The 12750-nt window shown below is 70.5% G+C and carries 10 protein-coding genes and 1 pseudogene; 3 read left to right on the top strand and 8 right to left on the bottom strand.

Going from position 1 to position 12750, the window contains the following annotated elements; translation table 11 throughout:
- Positions 1-17 precede the first annotated feature (17 nt).
- From AC3AOF_RS17510 to AC3AOF_RS17520, 3 genes are all read right to left on the bottom strand, one after another.
- Complete coding sequence (locus tag AC3AOF_RS17510) at positions 18-1964, bottom strand: potassium transporter Kup (RefSeq protein WP_442919255.1); 1947 nt, start codon at positions 1962-1964, stop codon at positions 18-20.
- A gap of 152 nt (positions 1965-2116) precedes the next feature.
- Positions 2117-2788 (bottom strand): nucleotidyl transferase AbiEii/AbiGii toxin family protein, encoded by a 672-nt coding sequence (locus tag AC3AOF_RS17515; protein ID WP_488346022.1) that lies wholly within the window; start codon positions 2786-2788, stop codon positions 2117-2119.
- A gap of 4 nt (positions 2789-2792) precedes the next feature.
- The gene (locus tag AC3AOF_RS17520) at positions 2793-3056 is read right to left on the bottom strand and encodes a hypothetical protein (RefSeq protein WP_236989651.1); all 264 of its coding nucleotides are present in this window, start codon (positions 3054-3056) and stop codon (positions 2793-2795) included.
- 239 nt (positions 3057-3295) lie between these two features.
- On the opposite strand from AC3AOF_RS17520, the gene AC3AOF_RS17525 reads away from it, so the two are divergent.
- Together AC3AOF_RS17525 and AC3AOF_RS17530 are read left to right on the top strand one after the other, a co-directional pair.
- Positions 3296-4357 (top strand): SDR family oxidoreductase, encoded by a 1062-nt coding sequence (locus tag AC3AOF_RS17525; protein WP_236989650.1) that lies wholly within the window; start codon positions 3296-3298, stop codon positions 4355-4357.
- 119 nt (positions 4358-4476) lie between these two features.
- Positions 4477-6858: a methyl-accepting chemotaxis protein gene (locus AC3AOF_RS17530; protein WP_488346023.1), complete on the top strand. Its 2382-nt coding sequence runs from the start codon at positions 4477-4479 to the stop codon at positions 6856-6858.
- 61 nt (positions 6859-6919) lie between these two features.
- Here AC3AOF_RS17530 and AC3AOF_RS17535 read toward each other — a convergent pair whose 3' ends face one another.
- The 3 genes from AC3AOF_RS17535 to AC3AOF_RS17545 all read right to left on the bottom strand — a co-directional run bounded on the left by AC3AOF_RS17535 (position 6920) and on the right by AC3AOF_RS17545 (position 10088).
- Positions 6920-8362, bottom strand: coding sequence for an alpha/beta hydrolase family protein (locus AC3AOF_RS17535; RefSeq protein ID WP_236989648.1), 1443 nt, complete (start codon positions 8360-8362; stop codon positions 6920-6922).
- A gap of 128 nt (positions 8363-8490) precedes the next feature.
- The gene (locus AC3AOF_RS17540) at positions 8491-9273 is read right to left on the bottom strand and encodes a 2-keto-4-pentenoate hydratase (RefSeq protein ID WP_488346024.1); all 783 of its coding nucleotides are present in this window, start codon (positions 9271-9273) and stop codon (positions 8491-8493) included.
- On the bottom strand, positions 9270-10088 hold the full coding sequence (locus AC3AOF_RS17545) for an SDR family NAD(P)-dependent oxidoreductase (RefSeq protein WP_236989646.1): 819 nt from the start codon (positions 10086-10088) through the stop codon (positions 9270-9272). The genes AC3AOF_RS17540 and AC3AOF_RS17545 overlap by 4 nt, the downstream gene beginning before the upstream one ends.
- A gap of 127 nt (positions 10089-10215) precedes the next feature.
- On the opposite strand from AC3AOF_RS17545, the gene AC3AOF_RS17550 reads away from it, so the two are divergent.
- Positions 10216-10887 carry an RraA family protein gene (locus AC3AOF_RS17550; RefSeq protein ID WP_488346025.1) on the top strand — a complete coding sequence of 224 codons (672 nt, stop codon included), beginning with the start codon at positions 10216-10218 and terminating at the stop codon, positions 10885-10887.
- 213 nt (positions 10888-11100) lie between these two features.
- Here AC3AOF_RS17550 and AC3AOF_RS17555 read toward each other — a convergent pair whose 3' ends face one another.
- On the bottom strand, positions 11101-11724 hold the full coding sequence (locus AC3AOF_RS17555; RefSeq protein WP_236989644.1) for a flavin reductase family protein: 624 nt from the start codon (positions 11722-11724) through the stop codon (positions 11101-11103).
- Between the two features lie 4 nt (positions 11725-11728).
- A pseudogene (locus AC3AOF_RS17560) lies at positions 11729-12673 on the bottom strand (acetamidase/formamidase family protein).
- Positions 12674-12750: the final 77 nt, after the last annotated feature.

Below are 12750 nucleotides of genomic sequence, written 5' to 3' on the forward strand. Positions count from 1 at the left end.
AGGACGGCCGACGTTCCTCAGATCTCGATCTCCGTCCCCACCTCCACCACCTGCCGGGTCGGCACGCAGAAGAAGGCGCCGGTGCGCTCGCCGTTGCGCATCATGAAGGCGAACAGGGTCTCGCGCCACGCCGCCATGCCGCGGTGGTTGCGCTTGGGGATGATCGTCTCATGGCCGATGAAGACCGTGACGTCCTCGACGAAATCGGCCGGCAACCCGCGATGGGCCACCGCGCAGGCGAGTCCGTCCGGGATCGAGGCCTCCTCCATGTAGCCGTAGCGGAGCGTCACCCGGTAGAGGTCGGGGGATACCTGGGTCACCTCGGCGCGGTCCGTCGCCGGCACCACCGGCTTCTCCTCGTAGAGCGCGGTGACGATGGTGCAGCGGGACGGCAGGGCGTGGCTGCGCTCGAGCAGCCGGCTCATGTGGAGCGGGATGCCCTTGGTGGCCGAGGACAGGAAGGCCCCCGCCCCCGGCAGGCGGATCGGCGGATCGGCGCGTAACGCCGCCAGGAAGGCGTCCTCGTCCTGGCGGGCGCCGACCCGGTTGGCCTCGGTCAGACGCGTACCCTGGAGCCAGGTCAGCATCGTCACGGCGACGATCGCGGTGAGCACGAGGGGATACCAGCCGCCCTCGAACACCTTCACGCTGTTGGCGCCCAGGAACACGAGGTCGATCGTCAGGAAGGCGCCGTTGACCAGGAGGACGAGGAGCAGGTTGTAGCCCCAGCGCCGGGCGATCAGCGCCGCGAGCAGCGTCGTGATCGCCATCAGGAGCGAGACCGCGATGCCGTAGGCGCCGGCCAGCGCATCCGAGGTCTCGAAGATCAGCACCGCGCTCAAGGTCGCGATGGCGAGCAGCCAGTTCACCGCCGGCACGTAGATCTGGCCTTGCGCGTCCCGCGCCGTATGGACGATGCGGATGAAGGGCAGGAAGCCGAGCTGCATCGCCTGCTGCGTCAGCGAGAATACGCCGGAAATGATCGCCTGCGAGGCGATGACGGTGGCGAGGGTGGCGAGCCCGATCAGCGGGTAATGCGCCCAGTCGGGACTGAGATGATAGAATGGGTTCTCGATCGCGCCGGGCTCGGCGAGCAGCACCGCGCCTTGCCCGAAATAGTTGACGACGAGGGCCGGCAGCACCAGCCCGAACCAGGCGAGCCGGATCGGCCGGGCGCCGAAATGGCCGAGATCGGCATACATCGCCTCGCCGCCGGTCACCGCCAGGAAGGCCGCGCCGAGCATCGCGAAGCTGACGCCCCACCCGGCATGGGTCAGGAACTCGACCGCCTTCAGGGGATTGAGCGCTGCCAGGATCTGCGGCGCGTGCAGGATGCCGCCCAGACCCAACAAGGCCAGGACCACGAACCAGACCAGCATCACCGGGCCGAAGATCCGCCCGATGAAGGCCGCGCCCTTGCTCTGGATCAGAAACAGCCCGACCAGGATCGCCAGGGTGATCGGCACCACCGCGCGGGCGAGGCCGGGCGCCTCGACCTTCAGGCCCTCGACGGCGCTGAGCACCGAGATCGCCGGCGTGATCGCCCCGTCGCCGTAGAGGAGCGCGGCGCCGATCAGCCCGACCACCAGGAGGAGGCCGGCCCAGCTGCGGGGCTCGGCGTGGCGGGCGCCGAGCAGGGCCAGCATCGCCACGATGCCGCCCTCGCCGTGATTGTCGGCCCGCAGGATCAGCACCGCGTACTTGAACGACACCACGACGAGGAGCGCCCACAGGATCAGCGACACCGCGCCGATCACCGCGGCGGGCTCCGCCTGGCCGTGGCCGGCGGCCTTCACCGCCTCCTTGAAGGCGTAGAGCGGGCTCGTGCCGATATCGCCGTAGACCACCCCGAGGGCGCCGAGCAGCAGGGCCGGCTTCAGCCGGCGCTCCGGCTCCTGCGCGTCCGACTTTGACGGATCCTCGTCCACCGTCGCGAGCTGACCCACGGGCGCCTCCGCCGGCATGCCGGGGCGCCGTCGAAGGCCCCGCTGCCGCGATCAGGAACGCGGAGCCTCGCGTCCGGCTCCGTCGGGGGCATGGCCTAGGCGAAGAAGCCATACCCTAGCGGCATGGCCAGCTCGCGGCACGGCCGGCGATCTCGACCGGCGTGCCGAGCTTACAGGCCGAGGGCGACACGAAGGATTGTTTGAGTCGTCGATTGCGCCTCGACCGGCAGATGCCTGTTATGTGGCCGAAGCATGAGTTGCCCCATGAGGCTGGATGCGAATGCCGGGTCCATGGCATTGGCAACGGCCAGCGCCTCGGTGCATCGATCCGCCCCGCATGCCTTTAACGCATCGACGACGTAGCTCTGGCCGCATTCTTGTGCGACAGCCGCAATGTCGAACATGTCGCGCGGTTGAAGCCGCGAGCCTCGGTAATAGATCTTTTTGGCAACGATCTCAGCCGGCGTTTCGACGCGAACACTCCGACCACGGACTTCGGATGCTTTCGCGGACGCATCAGTGATCGACCCACAACATATGAAATCGATCTCACCCAAACCGTCGAAAATCAACTTCAACACCCGCGCGCCGTCGCTCTCATAATCATCAGGCCATCGATCCAGCACCAAATCTTGTGCGATTGGGTTGAGGAACGGCAATATTTGCGGATCATCCAGAAAGAGGTCGACATCGTGACTTTCGCGATGATCGATCTGCAACATCAGGGCCGTTCCACCGCCGAATGTCCAATCGAAGTCGTACGCAATGTCTCTGGCCTGGTCGATAAGGCGCAGCGACAGATCGAACAGTCGTGACCATTGGCTCGGCCGCACGCGAGGCATGATTTCAAGTCGACAGAGGCAACGGATATCCAGCCTTGGCCGCAAACTGAGCGGCGATGCTCCGTACCCGACCCTCGTCGATACCCATGGAAGCGATGAACTGCTTCTGAAGCTCTTCGCTTACCTCGGAGAAAAACGCAAAAACTGAGGCATCATTGGCATTGACGCTGGCCGGATCCAAGATCTTGGCGGCGAGCTGACGCGCCGAGAGGTCGGCCCCATAGGGCGTGTTCACCGTCGACAGCACTTTCGTCGCCACCCCAACCATGACCACCTCTCGATCAGCTGTATAACGGTCAATTTATTTAGTCGTTCGCAATGTCTCGAACAAGAACTCGCAGACGGCCAGATCGGGACGGGAAGCCACCGCATGGGGCAAGCTCGCATGGGGCAAGCTCGCATGGGGCAAGCTCGCATGGGGCAAGCTCTCATGGGGCAAGCTCTCATGGGACCCGACACGCCCGCCCGCGTTGTCCCGCCGACCAAGAGCGAACAAAGGAACCGGACATGACGGAGACCGTGCTGATCGTCGGCGCCAGCGGGATCGTCGGCAGCGCTGCAGCAGAGGTGATGGGCGAGGCCGGCTGGACCGTGCTGGGTCTCGCCCGCAACCCGCCGGCGCAAGAGGGGGTCGTGCCGGTCGCCGCCGATCTGCAGGATCCGGACGGGCTCATGGCCGCCTTGGCCCCGCACCGGCCGACCCGGGTGGTGCTCTCGACCTGGATGCGCCGGCCGACCGAGGCCGAGATGATCCGGGTCAACGGCGCGATGGTGCGCAACCTCCTCGACGCGCTGCGGCCGGCCGGGAGCGTGCGCCACGTCGCGCTGGTGACGGGCCTGAAGCACTATCTCGGGCCGTTCGAGGCCTACGGGAAGAGCGCGGTGCCCCAGACCCCGTTCCGCGAGGAGCAGGGCCGGCTGCCGGTCGAGAATTTCTATTACGCGCAGGAAGACGAGGTCTTCGCGGCGGCCAGGCGCGACGGCTTCTCGTGGAGCGTGCACCGGCCGCACACCGTCATCGGCAAGGCGGTCGGCAACGCGATGAACATGGGCACGACGCTCGCCGTCTACGCCACGCTCTGCCGCGAGACCGGCCGGCCGTTCCGCTTTCCCGGTTCGCCGATGCAGTGGAACGGGCTCACCGACATGACCGACGCGCGGCTGCTCGCCCGCCACCTGCTCTGGGCCTCGACCGCGCCGCAAGGGGCGAACCAGGATTTCAACGTGGTGAACGGCGACGTCTTCCGCTGGAGCTGGATGTGGGGGCGGCTCGCGGCCTGGTTCGGGCTCGAGCCGGCGCCCTTCGACGGCACGATCCGGCCGCTCGAGGAGCAGATGGAAGGCGACGCCCCGCTCTGGGCGGAGATCGCGACGAGGCACGGCCTCGCCGAGCCGGACCTCGACCGTCTCGCCTCGCCCTGGCACACCGATGCGGATCTCGGCCGGCCGATCGAGGTCGTCACCGACATGAGCAAGAGCCGCCGCCTCGGCTTCCTCGATTACCAGCCCACCGAGGACGCCTTCCTCGACCTGTTCTCGCGGTTACGCGCCGACCGGCTGATCCCCTGACAATCCGCCTGACGCTGACAAAGCACAGATCGGGCGCCTCAACCGCAGGCTGCAGTGATGTAGTAGGAATTGCTTCAGACCTCACCGCTATCCTGCGGGCGGTGAGGAGATACGGAAGAATGTCCATCAGGGCGCGCGTATTCGGGGGGTTCGGGCTGATCCTCCTGCTGACGGTCGCGGTTGCGGCGATCGGGTGGCACAGCCTGACGGGCTTCGCCCGGCGGGTCGACACGGCCAATGCGGCACAGCTGCTGGCCGGCGAGATCGGGGAACTGGCGCTCGCCACCGACCGTGCCCTGAAGAGCGACGATGTGCGCCGGGACGGGGCGCTGACGGCGGCGATCGGCCGGGTACGGGCCAGCGCCGGCGCCTTCTCGGGCCGCCTGGCCGACGACCCGCCGGCCGCCGCCGCGGCGGCCGGCATCGCGGGCGCGCTCGACGGGTTCGAGGCCGCCGTGAAGGCCTTCGGCACCCAGAAGGCGACGGCGCGGGCGCTCCAGGACCGCCACGCGGCTCTGATCGCCGAATTGCAGACCAATGTCGCCGGCATCGGCACGGCGCAGGAGCGCCAGCTCGCCGAGGCCGGCAAGGCCCTCGACAAGGCCCTCGCCGACCAGAAGACCGCCACCAACACGGCCGTCGTGGTGGCCTTCGCGATCCGCTCGGCGCTCGAGATGCAGGTGCTCCAGGTCGGCTACCTGGCCGGCGACGGCGACGACGGCAACCTCGAGCTGCAATCGAAGGTGAATTCCGTCGCCGTGCTGCTGCGCCGCCTCGGCGCCATGACCTCGGTCGAGACCGTCGAGCCCGCCCTGACGGCCCTCAACGCCTATGGCGCCAAGATCGACCAGCCGGTCGCGGCCGGCGGCAAGGCGGCGCTCGGCGACGACCTCGCGCCCCTGTTCGGCAGCCTGATCGTCGGCCTGCGCCAGATCGAGCAGGCGCAGAACAACGCCCAGACCGCCGCCCAGGTGACGTTGCGCCAGCAGCAGGACAAGGTCGCCTCGGCCACGAGCCTGCTCGTCGCCAGCGGCAAGGCGATCTCCGCCGCCAAGGAGGCCGAGCGGCTGGAGCAGCGCCTGATCCTCGCCCGCGACGCCGCCGCCGCCGCGACCCTCGACGCGACCGCCGCCGAACTGATCGACCAGGGCGAGACGATCCTCTACGGCGACATCGACGCCGCCGCGCAAGGCGTGTTGCGCGACCTGAACACCAAGGTGCGGGCGTTCAAGGACAGCATCCCGGACATCGTGAAGGCGAACGAAACACAGGCCGCGATCTTCGCCGACCTCGACCGGCGCTCGGCCGAGCTGGTCTCGGCGGCGCAGGGCATCGGCGCGAGCGAGCTCGCCCAGCTCGGCGCCGAGCGCGACAGGGCCCTGTGGCTGCTGGCCGCCGGCGTGGCGCTCGCCTGCGCCATCGGGGCGGCGCTTGCCCTCCTGATCGGGCGCGGCATCACCCGGCCGATCGACCGGCTCTCGGGCGCCATGCGGGCGCTCGCCGGCGGCGACCTCGCCACCGAGGTGCCGGCGCAAGGCCGCAGCGACGAGATCGGCGCCATGGCGGGCACCGTGCGGGTGTTCCGCGAGGCGCTGATCGCCAAGGACGAGGCCGACCGGGCCGCAGGGGCGGAAGCCGCCGCCAAGGCCGAGCGGGCCGCGCGCCTCGACGCCGTGACCCGCACCTTCGAGGCCAACGTCGTGGCGATGACCGAGACCTTGGGGGAGGCTGCCGCCGGCATGGAGGCGACCGCCCGGACGATGACCCAGGCCGCCGAGACCACCAACGGCCGCTCGGCCGAGGTGGCGGGCGCCGCCGAGCAGACGCTGGCCAACGTCCAGATGGTGGCGGCGGCGAGCGAGGAACTGTCGGTGTCGATCGACGGCATCGCCGCCCAGGTGGCGCAATCCTCCGACATCGCCCGCGACGCGGTCGACCAGGCGCGCCGGACCGACGAGACGGTGCAGCGCCTGGTGAAGTCCGCCGACCAGATCGGCGACATCGTGAGCCTGATCTCGTCGATCGCCGGCCAGACCAACCTCTTGGCGCTCAACGCCACGATCGAGGCGGCCCGGGCCGGCGAGGCGGGCCGGGGCTTTGCGGTCGTCGCCGCCGAGGTCAAGGAACTGGCGAGCCAGACCAGCCGCGCCACCGCCGAGATCGCCCAGCAGATCGGCCACATCCAGGAGACCACCGGCGGCGTCGTGCAGGCGATCCGGGACATCTCGGGGGTGATCGAGCGGATGTCGGAGATTGCCGAGGGCGTGGCCGGCGCCGTCGACCAGCAGGGCTCGGCGACCCAGGAGATCGCCCGCAACGTCCAGCACGCGGCGCAGGGCACGCAGGCGGTGACGACCGGCATCGTGGCGGTGCAGCGCGAGGCCGGCAGCACGGGGGCGGCGGCCGCCGAGGTGCTCGGCGCGGCGGACCGGCTCGGGCGCTATGCCGGGGAGCTGGAGCGGGAGGTGGCGGTGTTTTTGAAGGGGGTGAAGGCGGCCTGACGCCGGTCCTGCGACGGATGGAATTGAGAAAGGGGGTGCGGGCGGGCCCGCATCCCGTTTCTTATTGCGAGGAAGCTCCAGCCTTCGGCTCGGTCCAGACGACCTGGCCGTCGACCGCGTAGGGGCGGCAGGCAAGCTGCTTGGCACGGCAGCCGTCGAGCAGCGTCGACAGCGGATCCGTCCCCGATGCGGCAGCGCCCCAGGCTCCACCCGGCGCGATCACGAAGGCCCGGGGACGGTCCATGGCGAGGAACCGGCGGTAACCGGTGCGGCCTGCCTCGGTGAGGTACGGAACGGCGCCGACGTCGTCGATCGCCGCAAAGCCGCTCGGCGGCGGCACCGAAGAGGGCTGCGTCCAGACCACGTCGCGGTTCACCGCGTAGACCTTGCACGCCATGCTCAGCGCCCGGCACTCCGCCAGGGCCCGCGCCAGGGGATCGAACCCGCCATAGGTCTCGTTGGCGTGCCGACCCGGCGCGATCACGAAGACGCGGGGAATGGGTCGCGTCAGGAAGGTTCGGTAGAGGTCGCGGGCCGGCGGCGTCAGGTGTGGGACCGCCTCGACATCGTCGATCGCCGCATAGCCGCTCGGCGGCGGCGAGGGCGTCGGCAGATACTCCGGATGGGTCGCCGCCGACGGCAGGCCGAGGCCGGCGAGGAATGCGTCGAGCCGCGGCGCGAAGAGCGGCAGGCCGTCGGACGAGGCGAGCAACGTGTGCGAATCGTCCCGGAAGCGGCCATAGGCGACCACCTCGACCGGGGCGCCGCCGGAGGCGTAGGCCGTCCGCATCGCCCGCCAGGTCGCCGCCGGGAAGAAGCGATCGTTGTCGCCGTAGATCCAGAGCGAGGGCACGCGGCTGCGGGCGCCGAAGCCGCGGGCCGCCTCGATCAAAGCCGGCTCCCAGGCCCGGCAGGTCGTCGCCCGCAGGCCACCGTGGAAATCGATCACGGCCCGGATGCGCGGGTCGCGCCGGGCCCCGGTCGCGAGGGCGTTGAAGCCGCCGAAGCTCTGCCCTGCCACGACGACGCGGCCCATATCGAGCGTCGGGTCGCGGGCGAGGCCGTCGAGGACCGCCAGGATGTCGGCGGCGTTGGCCGCGCCGTAGGCGTCGAGCGCGCAGCCCGAGACCGAGACGTCCCCGCCGGAGCGGCCGAAGCCGCGCATCATCGGCGCCGCCACGGCGTAGCCGCGCGACAAGAAGTAGTAGGTCGCGAAGGTGTTGGTGCTGGTTGCCATGGAGCGGCGGGCCGCCCCGTTCGCCGAACCGTGATTCCAGAGGATGACGGGAAACGGCCCGGGGCCCGACGGGGTCAGAAGGGTGACGTCCAGCGTGACCGGCCGGGCTGGATCACCCGGCAGCATCAGGTCGCGCCGCGAGATCGGTGCCGAGGGCCGCAAGGCCGCATCGGACGTCTCCGGGTCAGGTTTCCGCATCGGCTCCGCGGCCCCGGCCGAGGCGCCGGCAAGCAGCAGGGCGGCGCAGAAGGCGAGGCGCAGGCTCATCAGAACGGGCTTTCGTGGGGCGTTACCCGCAGAGCGGCGAGGCCGCGGTCACACCCGTATACTGCAAAGCCGGGCGCCCGATCAGCGCTCCAGGGTTGCAGCCGCCCGCAACCCCGAGAACCGGCGGGTTATTCCGTTCCGACCCGCACCGTCAGCGCCCCCAATCCCCCCAGCTCAGCCCGCACCACGTCCCCCGACTCGACCGGCAGCGGCACCGTGGTGGTGCCGGTGGTCACCACCTCACCCTTGCGCAGGGTGATCCCCTGCCTCGACAACGCGTTGGCGAGCCAGGTGAGCGCGAGGCGGGGATCGTCGAGGGCGTTGCCGCCGCGGCCGTGGTGGGGCTCCCTTCCCTCGGCCGCGATGCGGGTCGGCATCGCGGCGAGGTCGAGGCTGCGCCAGCCCTCCGGCGCCGGGGGGCCGAGGACGAAGAGGTGGGCGCAGGCATTGTCGGCGACCAGCGCCGCCTCCCCTGCCCTCTCGAAGGCGTCGAGGCGCGAATCCGGGAACTCGATCGCCGGATGCGCGTCGGCCACCGCCGCCATCACCTCCTCGACGGTGTAGGGCTGAGGGCGCGGCGGCAGGTCGGCCCCCATCCGGAACGCCACCTCGGGCTCGGCCACCCGCATCTGGTTGCCGGCGAGAGGGATCACATCCTCCAGTGACAGGACCTGCTCGGCCAGCAGCCGCCCGGCGAGCGGCCCGTCGGCGCCGATATGGCGCTGGCCGGCGAGGCTCGTCGCGGCGATCTTCCAGCCGTAGAGCGGTGCGGCGCTGCGCGGCTCCAGCAGGGCCTGGATCCGGTAGGCCTCGTCGCGGTCGGCGGGCGCGAGGTCCGGCGGGAGGGCCGTGAGCAGGCGGCCCTCGCGCCAGTGGCGCCAGAGCAGGTCGGACGCGTCCTGGAGGCTCACGCGATCCTCCCGGTCAGGCCGCCATCGACGGGGAGCGCCACGCCGGTGATGTAGGCGGCCTCGTCGGAGGCCAGGAACAGGGCGGCGTTGGCGACGTCCCAGGCGGTGCCCATCCGGCCCATCGGGCAGGCGGCGTCGCGGGCGCGCACCATCTCGTCCGGGTCCTGGTACTGGCCGGAGATCTGCTGGTGGATCAGCGGCGTGTTCATCAGACCGGGCATGATCGCGTTCGCCCGGATGCCATCACGGGCGTATTGCAACGCGAGGCCTAGGGTGAAGTTGTTCACCGCGGCCTTGGCGGCGTAGTAGGCGGCATACGGATAGCCGGTGTAGCGGATCGCCGCCGCCGACGAGATGTTGACGATGCTGCCCGCGCGCTGCGCCAGCATGTGCGGCAGCACGTGCTTGCAGGTGAGAAAGCAGGTGGTGAGGTTGAGGTCGAGGGTGCGGTGCCAGTCGGCCTCGCTCAATTCGACCGGACCGCCCATCTGCGCGTAGCCGACATTGTTGTGCAGCACGTCGATGCGCCCTTGCGCCGCCATCACCTCGGCGACGAGGGCGGCCACCGCGGCCGAATCGGTGGCGTCGCAGGAGGCCGCCGTGGCGGCGCCGTCCTCGCGGCGGATGATCTCGGCGGTCTCTTCGGCCGCCTCGCGCCGCACGTCGACGCAGACCACCCGGGCGCCGTGGCGCGCGAAGGTCACCGCCGCGGCCTTGCCGTTGCCCCAGCCCGGCCCCGCGGAGCCGGCGCCGAACAGCAGCGCCACCTTGCCCTCGAGCCGCCGCGAGCCCGGGGCGCTCCCGCCCTCCGCCATGTCGTTCCTCCCGTGAGCCCCCTTCAGGGAGCCATGTTGTCCTCGCGCCTGTCGGCGGGGTGCGGCCCAGCCTATAGAGATCGGCGACCGGCCGCAAAACCGAAGACGGCCACAAGGAGGAGACGCCATGCCGACCCGCATCATCGCCGAGACCCCGCCCCGCCTCTCCGCCGACCTGATCGCGCGGTTTTCCGCCGTGCCGGTGGCGGTGGTGGTCGATCTTCTGGAGGGCCGCACCCAGGTCGATCCGGCGATCCGGCCGCTGCGGCGCATCGCCGGAGGCCCGACGCTTCTGGGCAGCGCCGTCACCGCAATCTGCGACCCGAAGGATTACGGCGCCGTGCACCACGCCATCGCGGTGGCGCAGGCCGGCGACGTGGTGGTGATCGATGCCGGAGGGCGCAGCGACGTCGCGATGATCGGCGACCTGCTGTCGACCGCGGCGCGGCGCAAGGGCATCGTCGGCCTTATCGCCGACGGGGCGGTGCGCGACACCGGCATCCTCGGCGGCTGGGACGATTTCGTGGTGTTCACCCGCCACGTCACCGCCCGCGGCCCGGCCTCGAAGGACGGCGGCACCGTCGATGCCCCGGCGACGATCGGCGGCGCAACGATCCATCCCCGCGACCTGATCCTCGGCGACGACGACGGCGTCGTGGTGATCCCGCGCGAGGCTGCGGAAGAGCTGATCGCCAAGGCCGAGGAGCGCGCCCAGGCCGAGATCGGCTGGGAAAAGCGGCTCTCGGCCGGGGAGACCACGCTGGCGGTGTTCGGGGTGCCGGACGCGGTCCGGGGGTGAGCGTCATTCGCCGAAGCCTCTTCGGCTCGGCGGTGAAAACGATGCGTACCAAGAGGCTAGGCAGAGCTGCACCCTGCGACTCCGTCGTCCACGACACGACCGCAAAGCCCGCAGTGATCGAGCTCTCCCACCCGCGACCTCATCCTGAGGTCGCGGGTGGGAGGAAGTGGCGACGCTGCCAGAAATTCCGCCGCGTCCCGTCTGCAACTGTGCTCAGCGCCCCTTCGCGTCCTCGACCGTGACCCGGGGCACCGCGAAGCGGTCGCCGGTGCGGGCGTAGAGGTCGCCGTAGAGCCGTCCCACCGGCAGGAAGGCGCCCTCGCGCAGGTGGCGCCCGTCCGGGGTGAAGAGGTCGTCCCTCGCATGCAGCGACACGACCTGCCCGAGCACGATCCGGCGCTCGGGCGAGAGATCGAGCACCGTATGGGTGCGGCAGCCGAGGCTCGCCGGCGCCTCGGCGATCCGCCCCGGCGCCACGCCGGTGCAGGGCAGGAGCGTCAGCCCCGCCGCCGGGATCTCGCTCTCGCCGGGCGGGAACTCGGCGGCACAGATATTCATGCCCGCGACCAGCCCCTCGTCGACGAGGTTGACCACGAACTCGCCCGTCTCGGCGATGGCAAGAGCTGTGTCCTTCAGGGTCCCGTCGGAGCGCAGGTTGAAGCTCAAGGCGACGATCGGCGGCTCCTCGGCCAGCACCTGGAAGAAGCTGATCGGCGCCGCGTTGTCGGTGCCGGCCGCCGAGCGCGTGGTCACGAGGGCGATCGGCCGCGGGGTCACCAGGGCGGTGAGCAGGCGGTAGCGGTCGCGGGAGGGTAAGTCGGCGAAGCGCAGGTCCATGCGCTCACCCGATTCCGGGAAGCGCGCTTTTCGGCAGCAGCATGTGAACCCCCTTGTCGCCGTCCACCGTCTGGGTGATGCGCAGGTTTCCGGCGAGCGAGCACAGCATGTAGGCCGGGTTGCGGGAGAGGCGAGTGCGGGCGCAGACGTGGCGGATCATGTCGCGGACCGCCTGGCGCATCGCCTCGTCCAGGCTCTCGTGCAGGCCGATCGACACGAGGTCGGTCGGCGTCTCGGCGAAGGTCCAGTCGAGGGACAGATCCTTGCGCACCGTCAGCCGGAACGTGCCGGTGGGCCCGGTCTCCAGCGCCGTGATGCGGACCTCGCCGTCGCCCTGCACGCCGTGGCCATCGCCGGCAGAGAACCCCGCCCCTCAGCGAAGACCGGACGATACAGGGTGATGCCGGCCTTCAGTTCCCTGCTGTCCATGTTGCCGCCCAAGCGGCGCGGCACCGGCGAGGTCAGTGCCCCAGGCCGGCGGCGCGGTGGCGGGGATGCCGAAGAACGGATCGAGCGGCAGTTCCGTGCCCCAGGGCAGAACCGCGACGCCGCGACCGACGTCGATGTCCGGGCGGATGGTCTCGTGATCCGTGAACTCGTCCGGGAGCGTGCCGAGCAGCGGCAGGATCGCGACGAAACCCCGATCCATCCGGAATTTCAGGTTGAGGAGATCGACCTGGAGCACGTTGCCTGGCAGAGCGCCGCGGACATGGATCGGCCCGGTGACGAAGTGCGGCCCCAAGCCCGGCGCGAGCGCGTCGAGGGCCGCGAGGCAATCGGCCGGGCGACGGGCGGGATCGGGATGGAGCGTCGCGCGCCCGCCGGCCGGATGGGAATGCAGCGTGACGGTGTCGCCGGATTCAACCGTCAGCACCGGCTTCGGGGCGGCGTCGAAACAGCCCAGGACCGTCGTGTCGGGTGTGGCGGGGATCTCGTGATGACTGGGCAAGAAAGCCTCCCGGGCGGAGTCTGCCAGTGCCTGCACGAGCCGAACCGACCCGGAAGACAGCGGCGCGCTCCCGGCGC

Source organism: Methylobacterium sp. 142-1Y, assembly GCF_057747795.1.

Coding starts and splice junctions, on each gene's coding strand:
- AC3AOF_RS17510 (WP_442919255.1), bottom strand. CDS start 1,964: ATGCCGGCGGAGGCGCCCGTGGGTCAGCTCGCGACGGTGGACGAGGAT.
- AC3AOF_RS17515 (WP_488346022.1), bottom strand. CDS start 2,788: ATGCCTCGCGTGCGGCCGAGCCAATGGTCACGACTGTTCGATCTGTCG.
- AC3AOF_RS17520 (WP_236989651.1), bottom strand. CDS start 3,056: ATGGTTGGGGTGGCGACGAAAGTGCTGTCGACGGTGAACACGCCCTAT.
- AC3AOF_RS17525 (WP_236989650.1), top strand. CDS start 3,296: ATGACGGAGACCGTGCTGATCGTCGGCGCCAGCGGGATCGTCGGCAGC.
- AC3AOF_RS17530 (WP_488346023.1), top strand. CDS start 4,477: ATGTCCATCAGGGCGCGCGTATTCGGGGGGTTCGGGCTGATCCTCCTG.
- AC3AOF_RS17535 (WP_236989648.1), bottom strand. CDS start 8,362: ATGAGCCTGCGCCTCGCCTTCTGCGCCGCCCTGCTGCTTGCCGGCGCC.
- AC3AOF_RS17545 (WP_236989646.1), bottom strand. CDS start 10,088: ATGGCGGAGGGCGGGAGCGCCCCGGGCTCGCGGCGGCTCGAGGGCAAG.
- AC3AOF_RS17550 (WP_488346025.1), top strand. CDS start 10,216: ATGCCGACCCGCATCATCGCCGAGACCCCGCCCCGCCTCTCCGCCGAC.
- AC3AOF_RS17555 (WP_236989644.1), bottom strand. CDS start 11,724: ATGGACCTGCGCTTCGCCGACTTACCCTCCCGCGACCGCTACCGCCTG.